At 70.4% G+C, this 15,957-nt stretch carries 13 protein-coding genes; 1 reads left to right on the forward strand and 12 read right to left on the reverse strand.

The annotated features are described in order from the left end of the window. Positions 1-109: 109 nt before the first annotated feature. The 5 genes from ACWDSJ_RS37330 to ACWDSJ_RS37350 form a co-directional block, all read right to left on the reverse strand. A complete protein-coding gene (locus ACWDSJ_RS37330; protein WP_450037570.1) occupies positions 110-940 on the reverse strand; it encodes an SAM-dependent methyltransferase in 831 nt (276 codons plus the stop codon). 366 nt (positions 941-1,306) lie between these two features. Next, entirely contained in the window at positions 1,307-3,061 is a 1,755-nt protein-coding gene (locus ACWDSJ_RS37335; RefSeq protein ID WP_450037572.1) for a regulator, read from the reverse strand. 15 nt (positions 3,062-3,076) lie between these two features. Continuing rightward, positions 3,077-3,787, reverse strand: coding sequence for a cysteine hydrolase family protein (locus ACWDSJ_RS37340; protein WP_450037573.1), 711 nt, complete (start codon positions 3,785-3,787; stop codon positions 3,077-3,079). Next, positions 3,784-5,172, reverse strand: a complete 1,389-nt coding sequence (locus tag ACWDSJ_RS37345; protein ID WP_450037574.1) for an allophanate hydrolase — start codon at positions 5,170-5,172, stop codon at positions 3,784-3,786. The genes ACWDSJ_RS37340 and ACWDSJ_RS37345 overlap by 4 nt, the downstream gene beginning before the upstream one ends. Positions 5,173-5,238: 66 nt before the next feature. Further along, positions 5,239-5,907, reverse strand: coding sequence for a GntR family transcriptional regulator (locus tag ACWDSJ_RS37350; protein WP_450037576.1), 669 nt, complete (start codon positions 5,905-5,907; stop codon positions 5,239-5,241). Positions 5,908-6,178: 271 nt separating this feature from the next. Here ACWDSJ_RS37350 and ACWDSJ_RS37355 point away from each other — a divergent pair, with 271 nt between their 5' ends. Then, positions 6,179-6,994, forward strand: coding sequence for an alpha/beta fold hydrolase (locus ACWDSJ_RS37355; protein WP_450037578.1), 816 nt, complete (start codon positions 6,179-6,181; stop codon positions 6,992-6,994). Here ACWDSJ_RS37355 and nuoN read toward each other — a convergent pair. The 7 genes from nuoN to ACWDSJ_RS37390 form a co-directional block, all read right to left on the reverse strand. Then, positions 6,984-8,597, reverse strand: coding sequence for an NADH-quinone oxidoreductase subunit NuoN (nuoN, locus tag ACWDSJ_RS37360; protein WP_450037579.1), 1,614 nt, complete (start codon positions 8,595-8,597; stop codon positions 6,984-6,986). The two genes, ACWDSJ_RS37355 and nuoN, sit on opposite strands and share 11 nt — an antisense overlap. Next, positions 8,594-10,204, reverse strand: a complete 1,611-nt coding sequence (locus tag ACWDSJ_RS37365; protein ID WP_450037581.1) for an NADH-quinone oxidoreductase subunit M — start codon at positions 10,202-10,204, stop codon at positions 8,594-8,596. Before ACWDSJ_RS37365 ends, nuoN begins: the two co-directional genes overlap by 4 nt. Further along, positions 10,201-12,087, reverse strand: coding sequence for an NADH-quinone oxidoreductase subunit L (gene nuoL, locus ACWDSJ_RS37370; RefSeq protein ID WP_450037582.1), 1,887 nt, complete (start codon positions 12,085-12,087; stop codon positions 10,201-10,203). Before nuoL ends, ACWDSJ_RS37365 begins: the two co-directional genes overlap by 4 nt. 4 nt (positions 12,088-12,091) lie before the next feature. Beyond that, positions 12,092-12,391, reverse strand: a complete 300-nt coding sequence (nuoK, locus tag ACWDSJ_RS37375) for an NADH-quinone oxidoreductase subunit NuoK (protein ID WP_450037584.1) — start codon at positions 12,389-12,391, stop codon at positions 12,092-12,094. 15 nt (positions 12,392-12,406) lie between these two features. Next, entirely contained in the window at positions 12,407-13,213 is an 807-nt protein-coding gene (locus tag ACWDSJ_RS37380; protein WP_450037586.1) for an NADH-quinone oxidoreductase subunit J, read from the reverse strand. Continuing rightward, positions 13,213-14,988, reverse strand: coding sequence for an NADH-quinone oxidoreductase subunit NuoH (nuoH, locus tag ACWDSJ_RS37385; RefSeq protein ID WP_450037588.1), 1,776 nt, complete (start codon positions 14,986-14,988; stop codon positions 13,213-13,215). The genes ACWDSJ_RS37380 and nuoH overlap by 1 nt, the downstream gene beginning before the upstream one ends. Continuing rightward, positions 14,981-15,957: molybdopterin dinucleotide binding domain-containing protein (locus tag ACWDSJ_RS37390; RefSeq protein ID WP_450037589.1), on the reverse strand; the 977-nt coding region annotated here is incomplete at its 5' end. The genes nuoH and ACWDSJ_RS37390, both read right to left, overlap by 8 nt.

Raw genomic sequence — 15,957 nt, forward strand, 5'->3', positions numbered from 1 at the left:
GAGCCACAACAGTGCTCACCCACCAGCCGCTACCGACAGCAAGTCTGCCGTATCAGCGGACCCGCTACACCTCATTAGGGTGCGGCTGGGTTCGTATCGCTGGGGATCGTCAGGGTTTGCGGGCCAGGGCGCAGGAGATGAGTTTTTCCCAGACGGTGAGGTCGCGTTCGGGGGGGCCGATGTTGGTGACGTCTTCGCCGTCTTCGGGGGCTGGGGCCGGGCGCCATTCGGTGCAATTTCGCAAGCCCGGCTCGAGGACCTCGAGGTCGCCGAAGAGGGCGAGGATCTCCTCGTCGGTGCGCCAGCGGCCGCGGCCGAAGCTGCCCTGCAACTTCTGTTCGGCCAGTTGGGTTTCGGCGTTGTAGCCGGAGCGGAAGTGGGAGATGTAGACCTCGCTGCCGGAGGGGACCTTGTCCACCCACCAGCGGACCAGGCCCGCGGGGTCCTCGTCGTCGTTGAGGTGGTGCAGGATGGCGCTGAAGATCAGGCCGACCGGTCGCGTGAAGTCGATCAGGCGCTGAACTTCGTCGCTGTCGAAAATGCCTTGTGGGTCGCGCAGATCGGCGGTGAAGACCGTGGTGTTGGTGTCGGTGGCGAGTAGGGCGCGGCCGTGGGCCAGCACGATCGGGTCGTTGTCGACGTACACCACGTGCGCGCCGGGGGTGTGGCGCTGGGCGACCTGGTGCACATTGTCGGCGGTGGGCAGGCCGCTGCCGAAGTCGATGAACTGGTCGATGCCGTCGCGGGCGATATCGCCGACGGCGCGGATCAGGGCCTGGCGGTTGGCGTAGGCGATGGCCACCGAGCCGGGCAGGTCCTTGATGAAGAAGTCACCGATCTCGCGATCGACCGCGTAGTTGTCCTTGCCGCCGAGCAGATAGTCGTAGACGCGAGCGATGCTCGCCTTCGACTGGTCCACATGTGTGGCGCTGTCGGTCATGGGAATCATCCCCTGTCGCTGGATGCTGGGACGGATCAATCCTAGGAGCACAACCGTTCGCGGATGGGCGGTTCGGTTATACCGGCAACTCCCCGCCCGGCGCAATGGAATCCGACGTCACGGGATGTGTTCGCCGCCAACGCGATTGCCCCGACCGGCCGCAGCGGGCCCGCAGCGATCGCCCAGCATGCGTACAGCCTCGCCCGACAATCGTTGCGACAGAGGGCGATCACGCCCCGGCCCGGCACGAAACGGCGACCGGTCGGTATGCAAGGACGAGGTCCCCCGGAAGGTCTCGGCTGCAGCGGATTTCGTTCAGCCCGCCAGGGGCCGAGCGCATCGAACCGCCGCCGCCGAGCCCCTCGCTCAGTCGTGCGGTGTCGCAGCGGGCTCCACGGCCACAGGTTCGAGCGGCGTCGCGGCGGACTCCACCGCCACCGGCTCGGGCTGCCCCGATGCGGCTTTCGTCGGATGCACCGACCGTTCGGCCTCCACGGCCACCGGGTCAGGCTGCGCCGCTGCGGTTTCCGTCGTACGCGGCGGCCCTTCGGGCACAGCCGGGACCACCTTCGAAGCCCCGCCCAGCCGCGCGTAGGCGAGGCAGACCACCCCGCACAGCAGATACCCCAGCGCCACCGTCGGCGCCGCGGCCCAGGCGACTCGGGCGGCGTGGATCAGGCCGATCCAGCTCAGCGCCGCGGCGGCCGCGCAGGCGGTGGCCGCGGCGGCGAAGCGTTTGTCCAGGATGAAGGTGACGATCGCGCCGAGTACCAGGCCGGCCAGGACGCCGCCCGAGCCCAGGGTTTTCAGGCCGTCGTACACCACGCCCGCTTGGCCGAGTGCGGCGTTGCCGACCTTGTCGGCGGTGGTTCCGGCCGCGGCCAGCGCGTTGTCGATCTGTCCGACGGCCCATTCGGCGAGGTTCGGGATCAGGGCCGCGACCACCGCCACGGCGTGCAATTTGGGTACCGCTTGGAACGCTTGGGCGCCGATCAGCAGGCCGATGTACAGCAGGATCGGCACGATCGCGGGGGTCGGCAGTAGGGTGCTGAGCACTCCGAACAGCCCCAGCAGGCACATCACGCCGATGGTGACGCCGCTGGCGAGCGAGTATCCGGTGCGTCCGCCGGCGTCCTTCCAGCCGGGATGGCCGATGTAGACCGCGGGCGGGAACGGCGAGCCGAAGCCGGAGCCGATGATGGCGCCGAATCCGTCGGCGAGCAGCACGCTGCGCAGGTTGTAGTTGTCGCCCGCCGCGGCGGCGCTCTCGACGTTGCTCATCGCCTCGGTGAAGTTGTAGACGCCCAACGGAATCGCCGTGGCCAGCAGCGGACCGAGATTGCCGAGGCCGGTGAACAGCAGGTGCGGGTGCAGGGTCGGCAGTCCGACCGCGATGTCGTGCGCGGCCTTGGTGACGTCGGGCACCGACATGTATCCGCCGATCCAGCCGATCGCCGTGCCGACCAGCAACGCCACCAGGCCGACCGGGACGTTGCCGGGCAGCCGCACATCGGTGAAGAAGCCGATCAGGATGATCGCCAGCACGGGCAACGCGATCCACGCGGCCTCCCACATCTGCGCGGCCGGGCGCATGGAGATGAACGTGATCGAGATGCCCGCCAGGGTGCCGAGCATGGCCGCGCGCGGGGTGATGCGGCGGATGTAGGGGCCCACGAAGCCGCCGATCATGACGATCACGCCGATGAGGAACGCCCAGGCCAGACCCGCCGACCACGCCTTCAGCGGATCATGGCTGGCCAGGTAGATCGGCAGCATGACCACGAACACCACGATGAACATGTGCGGCACGCTGGGTCCGTACGGCAGCGCGGTCACCGTCGTCCGCTGTTCGCGGCGGGCGAGGCGGCGGGCCAGCAGCACGTAGTAGAGGTTGCCGAGCACCAGGGCCACGCCCAGCGCGGGCAGCACGCTGCCCAGCACGTCCCGGCTCGGGATGTGCACCACCGCGATCGACAGCGTGGTGAGGGTGAGCACGTTGACCAGGATGTTGAAGCAGAGCCCGAAGTAGGCGTTGGTGTCGCCGCGCGTCCACCAGGGCACGCGCAGGGCGGCGGATTTCTCGGCGGGCGTGGGCTCACGGGGTGGGGTGTGGAGGGACATGGGCTTTCCTGTTCACTAAACCGGCGTATCGGCGGAGGAGTCGAGTGGGGCGGGGGTGGTCAGCGCGGCGCGGACCGCGGCCGAATCGGCGACCCAGCCGAAGATGCCGCCCTGGGCCGCGATCATCTCCAGCCCCACGCGCTGGAATTCGGGGAAATACGAACCGACGCAATCGGAGACGACCAGGCACTCGTAGCCCCGATCGTTGGCCTCGCGCACGGTGGTGTGCACGCACACCTCGGTGGTGACCCCGGTGACCAGCAGGGAGCGAATACCCTTGCGGCGCAGTTCGTCTGCGAGGCCGGTGGCGTAGAAGGCGCCCTTGCCCGGCTTGTCGATCACGACCTCCTCCGGCAGCGGCGCGAGCTCGTCGACGATGTCGTGGCCGTACTCGCCGCGGATCAGGATGCGGCCGAACCGCCCCGGGTCGCCGATGCGCTGAGAAGGATTGCCGCGCACCAGTTTCGACGGCGGACAGTCCGACAGGTCGGGCCGGTGACCCTCCCGGGTGTGCAGCACCGGCACCCCCGCCGCGCGGGCCGCGGCCAGCAGACCGCGCAGCGGCTCGATCACCGTGCGCAGCAGGGCGACATCGTTGCCGAGGCTCTCGCCGAACCCGCCGGGCAGCAGGAAGTCGCGCTGCATATCGATGATCAGCAGGGCCAGGGTGCCCGGCTCGTAGCGGAACGGTCCCGGCCGCGCCGGAATGGCTTGTGTGGTGGTCATCGTCGCTCCTGCGCCGTTCGGGAGGTGGCCGCGGCGGACATCGCCGCGCGGGGTTCGTCGAGGATGCGCGCCGCGGCCGCCAGCACGGTGTCGTCGGCGAGGGCGGGACCGGCCACCATGACCGACAGCGGCCGCCCGTCGCCGGTCGCGCCCACCGGCACCGCCACCGCGGTGAGGTCGAGCAGATTCCCGAAGTGGGTGTAGTGCCCGAGCACGGTGTTGGTGGCGACGGGATCGGCCAGCACCTGCGCCACGGTGAAGGTGGTGCCGATGGTCGGCAGCACCAGCACGTCGAAGTCGGTCCACATCCGGGCCACCCGCGCGCGCAGCCGTTGCAGCCGCTGCTGCGCCCGGAACACGTCCACCGCGTCGAATCGCTGTCCGCCGATAAGGATTTCGCGCACCACCGGCAGGATCGAGTCCGGATGCTCGGCCAGGAACTCGCCGAACACCACCAGCCGCTCGGCCACCCACGGGCCCTGATACAGCAGCTCGCCCGCCGCCAGGAACGGCTCCAGAGTCGTTGGCACGCAGTCGAATCCGAGTCCGGGTAGGCGCTCGCGCAGCGCCAGGTGCGCGTCCCGGAACACCGTGTCGCCGAAGAACTCCAGCTCCGCCGCCGCGGGCAGTCCGGCGCGCAGCCGCCCGCCGCGGTGGCGCGGCCCGCGCGGGCGGCTCCAGGGATCGTCCGGGTCCACCGCGGCGATCACGTCGAAGACCCGGTCGAGATCCTCCACCGACGTCGCGGTGAGGGTGACGCAGTCCAGCGACTCGCACGCCGGAACCAGCCCGACCGCGCTGATCAGCCCGCGCGACGGCTTCCACCCGACAATCCCGTTGAGCGCGGCCGGAACCCGGCCGGATCCGGCGGTGTCGGTGGCCACGCAGAACGGCACCTCGCCCAGGGCCACCGCCCGCGCGGAGCCGGAGCTGGACCCGCCGCAGACGAGGTCGCCGCCGAAGACGCTGCGCGGCACGGTGTAGGGGGTGCGGGTGCCGTTCAGACCGGTGGCGAACTGATCCAGATTGGTCTTGCCGACGAACAGCGCGCCCGCGTCGAGCAGGCGCTGCACGACCGGGGCGGTTCGGGTTGCGGTGTAGGCGAAGTCGGGGCAGGCCAGGGTGGTGGGCCAGCCCGCGACATCGATGCTGTCTTTCACCCCGAACGGCACCCCGTACAGCGGCAGCGTGCGCGCGCCGGGCCGTCGCTCGATCTCGGCCGCCGCGGCCAGCAACCGCGCGCGGGGCACGGGGGTGATCCAGGTGCCGTCGTCGCCGTGGGCGGCGATCGCGTCGGCGACCCGCGCCGCGGTGTTCGTCGGTGAGCCGCTACCGCTTTCGTGGGAGTGCAGGATCTCGGCGATGCTGGGGCCCGTGCTGTGCATTTGTCGATTGTCGACAGAATGCGTGAAGCCCGGTGTGTTCGTGTGTTTCGGTTGTGTTGCCCGCTGTCAGTGGAATTCGAGATCGAGGTAGGCCAGCTCGCCGTGGCGGCGCAGCGCCTCGAGGACGGTGTCGCGGTCGTTGGTCTCGAGGGCGGCCAGCAGCGCGGCGTGGCGGCGCACCCCGTCGCGGCGATGCGTGGCGCGCGCCTCCTCGCGCAGGTTACGGGCCATCGGCAGTTGCAGTTTCAGCAGGATCGGCGCGTAGGCCAGATCCAGTTGCCGATGGCGGGCCAGCGCGACGATCGCGGTGTGGAAGCGGCGGTGCGCGTTGTCGCGTTCGAAGGCGTCGTCACGGTCGTCGGCGGCGCGCATGTCGTCGAGCGCGGCGCGCACCGCGCGCAACGGATCTCCCGTGCCGGGCAAGGGAAACGCGCTCTCCACCGCGTGCCGTTCCAGCACCCGCCGCAGTTCGAACAGTTGCAGGACGTCGGTGGCCGACCACACCACGACCCGGAAGCCGCGGCGCGGCAGATGCTCGATGAGCCCCTCCTGCACCAGCAGCCGCAGCGCCTCCCGCACCGGCGCGCGGCTGGTGCCCAGCCGGGCGCACAGCGCCTCCTCGCCGATCCGATCGCCCGGCGCGTACGCCCCGCTCAGTACCTCCGACCGCACATGCCGCACCGCCAAATCCACCAGGCTCGGCGGCAGCACGGTCTCCTCCGCACCCACCGTCATGCTTCGAGTCTACGAACGGGGCGGTCGGCGGCGTGGCGGTCACACTGTCGTCGACGGAATCGGAGGCGGTCTCGTCGGGGGCCGGACGGAGGGTAGGTCGGGCGGCCCGTTCGCCGAATCGGGTTGCGGCAGAACGCGATCGCGCGCCGGTCACGGTTCGGGCGGGCCTTTCGTGACGACGGCGGCCAGCGGACCCGCGGCCGGACCGATGAATCTGTCGGACCCAGGGTGTCTCATGAGGGTAGGACCCATCGTGCCCCCGGGAGGACTCATGACCGTATCCGTCGCCGCCGCCACCCTCGCCGTCCCCGACGGCCGCCTCTACTACGAGTTGCGCGGCAGCGGGCCGCTGGTGGCGCTGGTCGGCTCACCCATGCACGCCGCGCCGTTCGCGCCCGTCGCCGAGGCGCTGGCCGCCGATCACACCGTGCTGACCACCGATCCGCGCGGGCACTTCGGCAGTGTGCTCGACGATCCGGAGCAGGACTCGACGCCGGAGTTGCGCGCCGACGACCTGGCCCGGCTGCTGCGGCATGTGGACGCCGGGCCCGCGGTGGTGTTGGGTTCCTCCGGCGGCGCGATCACGAGTCTGGCGCTGCTGCAAGCGAATCCGGAGCTGGTGCGGCTGGTGGTCGCGCACGAGCCGCCGCTGGCCGAGCTGCTCGACGATCGGGCGCGCCAGCGCGGGGTGCGCGCGGAGATCCGGGCGCTGTTCGAGGGGGGCGACCGGATCGGCGCGATCCGCAGGTTCTTCGACTTCGCCGATATGCGCATTCCCGAGCCGGTGTTCCAGGAATGGTTCGGTGGCGAGCCCACCCCGGAGGAGTTGGCCAACGACCGTTACTTCTATCTGCACGAACTCGAGGGCACCGCGGGCTGGACGCCGGATCTCGCCGCGTTGCGGGGGGTGTCGGACAAGCTGGTCATCGGGATCGGGGAGACCTCGGCGGGCCTGTTCTGCGACCGCGCCTCCCGCGCGCTGGCCGCCGAACTCGGGCTGGAACCGGTGCTGTTCCCCGGCGGGCACGGCGGATTCACCGAGGACGCACCGACATTCGCCGACCGGCTGCGGGAGGTCATCGGGTGAACGTGGCCGCCTTGTCGGCCAGATCCAGCAGCGGCTGGGGCACGACGCCGAGCACGAGGGTCGCCGCCGCGCTCACCGCGACCACCGTGCTCGTCAGGGGCGGTTCCACGACGCGGGCGGCGTCGGCGGGCGGGTCGGTGAAGAACATGAGCACGATGACGCGGATGTAGAAGAACGCCGCGACCGCGCTGGCGATCACGCCGACGATCACCAGCGCGGTGTACCCGCCCGCCCCGGCGGCGGTGAACACCGCGAACTTGCTGACGAATCCGCTGGTGAGCGGGATCCCCGCGAACGACAACAGGAACAGCGCGAAAACCGTTGCCAGCCAAGGCGATCGGCGGCCGAGCCCGGCCCACGCCGCCAGCGCGGTCGCCTCCTCCCCGGCGGCGTCGCGCACAAGGGTGACCACCGCGAACGCGCCCACTGTGCCGATGCCGTAGGCGGCGAGGTAGAACAGCACCGCCGACACCCCGTCGCTGTTGGCGGCGGCGACGCCGGTGAGCATGAACCCGGCGTGCGCGACCGACGAATACGCGAGCATGCGTTTGACGTCGGTCTGGGTGACGGCCATGATCGCGCCGACGGCCATGGTGGCGATCGCGATCGCGGCGAGGAGGGGCCGCCAGTCCTCGCGCAGCCCCGGCACCGCGACCTGCACCAGCCGCAGCAACGCACCGACTGCCGCGATCTTGGTGCCCGCGGCCATGAACGCGGTCACCGGCGTCGGCGCCCCCTGGTACACGTCGGGCACCCAGGACTGGAACGGCACCGCGCCGACCTTGAACAGCAGCCCCACCGCCAGCATCGCGACGCCCAGCACCGCAAGGGTTTTGGAGTCGCCGTCGCGGCCGATCGCGTCGGCGATCCCGGCGAAGCGGACGGTTCCGGCGTAGCCGTAGAGCAGGGCGGTGCCGTAGAGGAAGAACGCCGAGGAGAACGCGCCCAGCAGGAAGTACTTCAGCGCCGACTCCTGCGACAGCAGCCGTTGCCGCCGCGCCAGCCCGCACAGCAGATACAGCGGCAGCGACAGCACTTCCAGGGCCACGAACATCGTCAGCAGGTCGTTGGACGCGGGGAACAGCAGCAGCCCGCCGAGGGCGAACAGCGCCAGCGGGAACACCTCGGTGGTGGTGATCCCGGCGCGGGCGGCGGCCTGTTCGTCGGGGCTGCCGGGCATGGCGGCGGCCTGCGGGGTGAACGCGTCGACCGGCACCGCGCCCGCGGCGACGGCGGCCGCGCGGCTCCAGGTGCCGGGACCCTCTCGGCGCACCCGGGATTCGACGCCGCGTTCGGCGATCAACGCCAGCCCGAGGATCGCGGTCACCAGGATGGTCCCTTGCAGGAACAGGGTGACCCCGTCGACGGCGACCGCGTCGACGACGGCGGTGGCGTGGGTGCCCGACAGGGCGATCACCGCCGCCAACGCGCCCGCGCAGCCGCCGAATCCGAGCAGCAGGTGCAGCGGGTAGCGCCAGGAGCGGGGGGCGAACGCCTCGACGAGCACCCCGGCGACGGCGGCGGCGAACACCACCAGCATGGGGGAGAGCAGACCGTATTCGATCGAGGGGGCCGGAACGGTCGCGGCGAGCAGCTGACTCATTTGTGCGCACCTCCGCTGGGCGTGGCGGCCTCCGGCTGCACCGTGGGCCCGGGATCGTTCTTACCGATGGTGGTCAGCGTGCCCGCGACGGCCGGATTGATCAGGTCCAGAACGGGTTTGGGGTAGGCGCCCAGGAACAGCAGCGCCGCCAGCAGGGGCACGACCACCACCAGTTCGCGCGGCACCAGATCGCGCAGCCGTTCGTTGCCGGAGGTGACCGGACCGGTCATCATCCGCTGGTACAGCCACAGCACGTAGATCGCGGCGAGCACGAGCGCGCCGGTGGCGGCGATCGCGGCGACCGGGTAGCGGGTGAAGGTGCCGACCAGGACGAGGAATTCGCTGACGAACGGCGCGAGGCCGGGCAGCGACAGGGTGGCCAGTCCGGCGACGAGGAAGGTGCCCGCCAGGAGGGGGGCGACCTTCTGCACGCCGCCGAATTCGGCGATGACGCGAGTTCCCCTGCGCGAGACCAGGAATCCGGCGATGAGGAACAGCGCGGCGGTGGAGATGCCGTGGTTGACCATGTACAGGGTGGCTCCGGCGCCGCCCTGGTTGGTCATGGCGAAGATGCCGAGGATGATGAACCCGAAGTGCGAGATGGAGGTGTAGGCGATCAGCCGCATCACATCGGTCTGCCCGATCGCCAGCAGCGCGCCGTAGAGGATGCCGATGACGGCGAGCACGCTGATCAGCGGCGCGTAGGTGCTCGACGCGGTCGGGAACAGCAGCAGGCAGTAGCGCAGCATCCCGAAGGTGCCGACCTTGTCGACCACGGCCATCATCAGCACCGCGCTGGCCGGGGTCGCCGACACCGCGGCGTCGGGCAGCCAGGTGTGCAGCGGCCACAGCGGCGCCTTGACCGCGAAGGCGAACATGAACCCGAGGAACAGCGCGTTCAATACCGCTGGGCCCGCGCCCAATTGGCCGGAGTTGGCGGCCTGTACGACGGCGCGGAAGTCGAAGGTGCCGTGCTCGCCGCCGATGTTCTCCCGCGCGGTGAGCACGTACAGCCCGATGACCGCGGCGAGCATGATCAGCCCGCCGAACAGGTTGTACAGCAGGAACTTCACCGCGGCCCGCGCGCGTTGCTGGCGGTGCGCGAGATCGTCGGTGCGGGGCCCGAATCCGCCGATGAGGAAGTACATCGGGATGAGCATGACCTCGAAGAACACGTAGAACAGCAGGATGTCGAGGGAGACGAAGGAGATGAGCACCATCGCCTCGACCACCAGTGTCAGCGCCACATAGATGTGCGCCACCCGAGGCCCGGCCCCCACCTCGCGTTCGTCGCGCCATCCCGCCAGGATCAGCAACGGCACCAACCCGGCGGTCAGCAGCACCAACACCAGCGCGATCCCGTCGACCCCGAGGGTGTACCCGGCCCCGAAAGCCGGTATCCACTCATGGGATTCGACGAACTGATACCGCCCCCCACCGGGTTCGAACCGCACCGCCACCACGACGCCGACCACCAGCGTGGCCACGGCGACACCCAACCCGAGCGCGCGGGCGAACAGACGCCGGGCGGCGGGCACGACCATGACCGCGACGGCCCCGGCGAGCGGCAGCACCCACAGCGTTGTGAGCCAAGGGAATTCGTTCACAAAAGCCTCACCGCGAGCAGGGCGGCGACCACCAGGGCCGCGCCGGTGAACATGGACAGGGCGTAGGAGCGGACGAATCCGGTTTGGACTCTGCGGATTCGGGCCGAGAGGCCGCCGATGACGGCGGCGGTGGTGTTGACCAGGCCGTCGATGCCGCGGGTGTCGACGAAGACCAGGGAGCGGGTCAGGTGGGCGCCGGGGCGCATGAAGGCGGCCTCGTTGACGGCGTCGCCGTAGAGGTCACGGCGGGCGGCGACGGTGAGGGCGGTGACGTCGGCGGGGGCGGTGGCGGGGACGGGGGAACGATACTGGCGCACCGCGATCGCGACGCCGACGGCGACCACGGCGAGGGCGGCGAGCGAGACCAGGGCGGCGGAGGAGCCGCTCTCGGTCTGGTGTTCCTCGCCGACGACGGGGGCCAGCCAGTGTTGCAGGGAGTCGCCGAACCAGAAGATCAGGCCGGAGAACACCGAGCCGATCGCGAGCAGGATCATCGGGCCGGTCATGATCGCGGGGGCCTCGTGGGGGTGGGCGTCGTCGGCCCAGCGTCTGTCGCCGAAGAAGGTGAGCAGCATGACGCGGGTCATGTAGAAGGCGGTGATGCCCGCGCCGAGCAGCGCGGCCGCGCCCAGGGTGAATCCCGTTGCGCCGCCGTGCCCGAACGCGGCCTCGATGATGTGGTCCTTGGAGAAGAATCCCGCGAACGGCGGCACCCCGATGATGGCGAGGTAGCCCAGGCCGAAGGTGGCGAAGGTGATCGGCAGGACCGCCCGCAGCCCGCCGTAGCGGCGCATGTCGGTCTCGTCGTTCATGGCGTGCATGACCGAGCCCGCGCCGAGGAACAGCCCGGCCTTGAAGAAGCCGTGGGTGAGCAGATGCATGATCGCCACCGCGTACCCGGCGGGACCGAGACCCGCGGCGAGGACCATGTACCCGATCTGGCTCATGGTGGACGCGGCGAGCGCCTTCTTGATGTCGTCCTTGGCGCAGCCGATGATCGCGCCGAACAGCAGGGTCACCGCGCCGACGATGAGCACCCCGGCTCGCGCGGCGGGCGCGAGGTCGAAGATCGGGTGGGCGCGCGCGATGAGGTACACCCCGGCGGTGACCATGGTGGCGGCGTGGATGAGCGCGGAGACGGGGGTGGGGCCCTCCATGGCGTCGCCGAGCCAGGACTGCAACGGCACCTGCGCCGATTTCCCGCACGCCCCCAACAGCAGCAGCAACCCGAGGGCGGTGAGGGTGGCCTGCGAGGCGTGCGGCGCCCCGGCGAACACCTGCCCGTAGTCGACCGAGCCGAAGGTGGCGAACATGACGAACAGCGCGATCGCCAACCCCATGTCGCCGACCCGGTTGACCACGAACGCCTTCTTGGCCGCCGTTGCGGCGGAAGGCTTTTCGTACCAGAACCCGATCAGCAGATACGAGGCCAGACCCACGCCCTCCCAGCCCAGGTACAGCACCAGGAAGTTGTCGGCGAGCACCAGCACGAGCATGGCGGCCAAAAACAGGTTGAGGTAGGCGAAGAACCGCCGCCGTCCCGGGTCGTGGCTCATGTAGCCGACCGAGTAGAGGTGGATGAGCGACCCGACGCCGGTGATGAGCAGCACGAAACACATCGACAGCTGATCCAGGCTCAGCGCGAAGTCGGCGTGCAGTCCGGCGACGGGCACCCAGGCGAAGAACGAATGCCGCAGCGCGCGTGCGTCGTTCGCGCGGCCGAGCATCTCGGCGAACGCCCACACCCCGAGCGCGAACGACGCCAGCGCCGTCGCACAGCCCAGCCAGTGCCCCCACCGGTCGGTGCGGCGGCCCGCGAGCAGCAGGATCGCGGCCCCGGCCAGCGGCAGCGCGGGCAGCAGAACGAGCGTCTGTGCGGTCATCACGTCAGTACTTCAGCAGGTTGGCGTCGTCGACCGAGGTCGAGCGGCGGGCGCGGAAGATGGTCATGATGATGGCGAGGCCGACGACGACCTCGGCGGCGGCCACGACCATGGTGAAGAACGCGAACACCTGGCCGTCGAGGTTGGCGTGTTCGCGGGCGAAGGTGACGAAGGCGAGGTTCACCGCGTTGAGCATGAGCTCGACGCACATGAACACCACGATCGCGTTGCGCCGCACCAGAACTCCGGCCGCGCCGATGGTGAACAGCAGCGCGGACAGGTACAGGTAGTTGTCCGGATTCACCGCAGAGCCTTTCTCTCAGCTCCGGCTCGCGCCGGATGTCGGGGTGGCGCCGCCCTCGTCGTCGCCGACGCCGAGCGCGGCGGCTTCGGTGTTGGCGCGGTGGCGGCGGTGGCGCAGGATGGTGCTGACCGACAGTTCGGCGAACGACCCGTCGGGCAGCCGGGCGGGGGCGTCGACGGCGTTGTGGCGGGCGTACACGCCGGGCGCGGGCAGCGGGGTGACCTGGTGTCCGTCGCGGACGCGTTGGCGCGAGCGCTCCTTCTGATCGGTGCGCGGCCCGAACCGTTCGCGGTGGGCCAGCACCATCGCGCCGAGGGTGGCGGTGATCAGCAGCGCCCCGGTGAGTTCGAACGCCCACACGTACCGCACGAAGATCAGATCCGCCAGCGCCGCAATGGGATCGGCCCCGAACCCGGGGCCGGTGGGGGCCGTGGTGTCGCGCATGCCGCGCGCGATGGCCCCGATGAGCAGGATGCCGAACCCGAGGCCGACCACGATCACCGCGATCCGGTGTCCGCGCAGGGTTTCGCGCAGCGATTCGGAGGAGTCGACGCCGACGAGCATGAGCACGAACAGGAACAGCATCATCACCGCGCCGGTGTAGACGACGATCTGCACGACGCCGAGGAACACCGCCTTCTGCGCGATGTAGCACACCGACAGCGCGATCATGGTCGCGGCCAGGCACAGCGCGGAGTGCACGGCCTTGCGCGCGCACACCATGCCCAGCGCACCGGCGACGGCGATGACCGCGAGCACCCAGAACAGCACCGCCTCGCCGGTGGAGGTGCGGGTGACCGTCTCTGCCAGAACGGTAGTCATCACGCGCCGCCTTCCGCGCCGACGGTGGCCGGTTCGTCGGTCCGCTCGCCGGTGATCTTGCCGAGGTAGTAGTCCTCGTCGGTGGCGCCGGGCGGCATCGGGTGCGGGGGTGCGAGCATTCCCGCGCGCAGGGGTGCCAGCAGGTCGTCCTTCTCGAAGATCAGCCGTCCCCGGTTGTCGTCGGCCATCTCGTAGTCGTTGGTCATGGTGAGCGCGCGGGTGGGGCACGCCTCGATGCACAGGCCGCAGCCGATGCAGCGCAGGTAGTTGATCTGGTAGACGCGGCCGTAGCGTTCGCCGGGGGAGAAGCGTTCGGCGTCGGTGTTGTCGGCGCCCTCGACGTAGATGGCGTCGGCGGGGCACGCCCACGCGCACAGTTCGCAGCCGATGCATTTCTCGAGGCCGTCGGGGTGCCGATTGAGTTGGTGGCGGCCGTGATAGCGCGGAGCGGTGGGCACCTTCTCCTCGGGATACTGTTCGGTGTTCTTCTTCTTGAACATGGTGGCGAAGGTGACCCAGAACCCGGCCAGCGGTTCCAGCGGGCCCGGCCGGGGGCTCGCGGTGGCGGGCCGAGAGGGCATGGGCGGCACCGGGAATCCCGCGTAGGCGCTCGGTTCGGCCGGTGTGGGGGCCTCGGGTTCGGTCCGGCGCAGCCCGGCGCGCAGGGCGACGCCGAGGAGCAGCAGCGACACCACGATGCCGCCGCCGACCAGGCCGACGGTCTGGACGTGGATGCCGTTGTTCTGCAACACCTTCAGCGTCGCCACGACCATCACCCACAGCAGCGACACGGGGATGAGCAGTTTCCAGCCGAGGTTCATGAACTGGTCGTAGCGCAGCCGGGGCAGGGTGCCGCGCAGCCAGATGAACACGAACAGGAAGATCCACACCTTGGCGGTGAACCACAGCACCGGCCACCAGCCGGAGTTCGCGCCGTCCCACAGGTTGAGCGGGAACGGGGCGTGCCAGCCGCCGAAGAACAGCGTGGTCGCCAGCGCCGACACCGTGCCCATGTTGATGTACTCGGCCATCATGAACATGGCGAACTTCAGCGAGGAGTATTCGGTGTGGAAGCCGCCGACGAGTTCGCCCTCGGCCTCGGGCAGATCGAAGGGGGCGCGGTTGGTTTCGCCGACCATCGACACCGCGTAGATGGTGAACGACGGCAGCAGCAGCCACACGTTCCAGGTGCCCCACTGGTGGGCGACGATGCCGGAGGTGGACATGGTGCCGGTCAGCAGGAACACCGCCGCGAAACAGGCGGCCATCGCGATCTCGTAGGAGATGACCTGCGCGGTGGAGCGCAACCCGCCCAGCAGCGGATACGTCGAACCCGACGCCCAGCCCGCGAGCACGATGCCGTACACCCCGACCGAGGCCATGGCGAGGATGTAGAGCACCCCGACCGGCATATCGGTCAGCTGCACCGGCGAGTGGGTGCCGAACCAGGACACCTGCGGGCCGAGCGGGATCACCGCGAACGCCATGACCGCGGGGATCAGCGAAATGACCGGGGCGAGAATGTAAATGGGTTTGTCGACCATGGCGGGGACGATGTCCTCCTTGAGGAGCATCTTGACCCCGTCGGCGATGGACTGGAGGTAGCCGCGCGGTCCGGTGCGGTTGGGGCCGACGCGCATCTGCATCCACGCCACGACCTTGCGTTCGATGAGCACCGCGAGCAGCGGGATGAGCAGCAGGTACACGAACACCAGCACCGATTTCAGGACGACCAGCCACCAGGGGTCGTGGCCGAAGGCGCTCAGGTCACTCACGGTGGTCCTCCCGTCGGATCCGCACGAGCTGGCCGGGGGTGGCGCCGAGTTGGCGCGAGACCACCGAGCCGGGGGAATTGAGGGGCAGCCACACCACCCGGTCGGGCATGACGGTGACCGCCAGCGGCAGCACGAGGTGTCCGTGGTCGGTGCTGACCCGCACGGGATCGCCTGTGCTGGCGCCGATTTCGGCGGCGGTGTCGCGCGAGAGCCGCAGCACGGGCGGGCGCGCAGTGGCGGCGAGATCGGGTACGCCGTCCTGGCCGCGGCCGCGGTCGAGCAGCATCCGCCAGCCCGCGAGCACGGCCGTGCCGGGGGTGGGGTGCACGGGGTCGGGGACCGGAACGGTCGGTGCGGTGGCGGGCGGTCCGTCCCAGGCGCCCAGCCGTGCCAATTCGGTTCGGGCCGAGGCGATGTCGGGCAGGCCGAGGGGGACGCCCATCTCGTCGGCGAGGGCGTGCAGCACCCGCAGGTCCGGCAGCGGCGCGGCCTCGCGGCGCACGGTGGCGTCGCCCAGCGCGGCCTCGAAGGGGCGTTCGCGGCCTTCCCAGTCGAGGAAGGTGCCCGCCTTCTCCATGGCGGAGGCGACGGGGAACACGACGTCGGCGCGGTCGCTGATCTCGCCGCGCCGCAGCTCCAGGCTGACCACGAACGGGGCGGCGTCCACGGCGGCGAGCGCCGCGTCGGGGTCGGGCAGGTCGGTGGCCTCCACGCCGCCGATCACCAGCGCGCCGAGGGTGGGGGCGGCGGCGAGGATGTGGGCGGTGTCGCGGCCCGGTGCGGTGGGCAGGTCGGCGTGCCACAGGTCGCGAACCTGTTGGCGCGCGCGGGAATCGGTCAGGGGGCGGCCGCCGGGCAGCAGGCCCGGCAGCGCTCCGGCCTCGGATCGGTGTTGGCGATACCGAGGGCGCTCGGCCCGACCACTCGCATCCCGTGCCCGCGCGCGGCGTCGACCAGATCGCGTTCGGC

This window comes from Nocardia sp. NPDC003482 (genome assembly GCF_053588115.1).

What these genes read in the sequence shown, in the direction of transcription:
- ACWDSJ_RS37355 (WP_450037578.1), top strand. Translation starts at nt 6,179, where the DNA reads ATGACCGTATCCGTCGCCGCCGCCACCCTCGCCGTCCCCGACGGCCGC.
- nuoN (WP_450037579.1), bottom strand. Translation starts at nt 8,597, where the DNA reads ATGAGTCAGCTGCTCGCCGCGACCGTTCCGGCCCCCTCGATCGAATAC.
- ACWDSJ_RS37340 (WP_450037573.1), bottom strand. Translation starts at nt 3,787, where the DNA reads ATGACCACCACACAAGCCATTCCGGCGCGGCCGGGACCGTTCCGCTAC.
- ACWDSJ_RS37335 (WP_450037572.1), bottom strand. Translation starts at nt 3,061, where the DNA reads ATGTCCCTCCACACCCCACCCCGTGAGCCCACGCCCGCCGAGAAATCC.
- ACWDSJ_RS37330 (WP_450037570.1), bottom strand. Translation starts at nt 940, where the DNA reads ATGACCGACAGCGCCACACATGTGGACCAGTCGAAGGCGAGCATCGCT.
- ACWDSJ_RS37345 (WP_450037574.1), bottom strand. Translation starts at nt 5,172, where the DNA reads ATGCACAGCACGGGCCCCAGCATCGCCGAGATCCTGCACTCCCACGAA.
- nuoL (WP_450037582.1), bottom strand. Translation starts at nt 12,087, where the DNA reads ATGACCGCACAGACGCTCGTTCTGCTGCCCGCGCTGCCGCTGGCCGGG.
- ACWDSJ_RS37380 (WP_450037586.1), bottom strand. Translation starts at nt 13,213, where the DNA reads ATGACTACCGTTCTGGCAGAGACGGTCACCCGCACCTCCACCGGCGAG.
- ACWDSJ_RS37350 (WP_450037576.1), bottom strand. Translation starts at nt 5,907, where the DNA reads ATGACGGTGGGTGCGGAGGAGACCGTGCTGCCGCCGAGCCTGGTGGAT.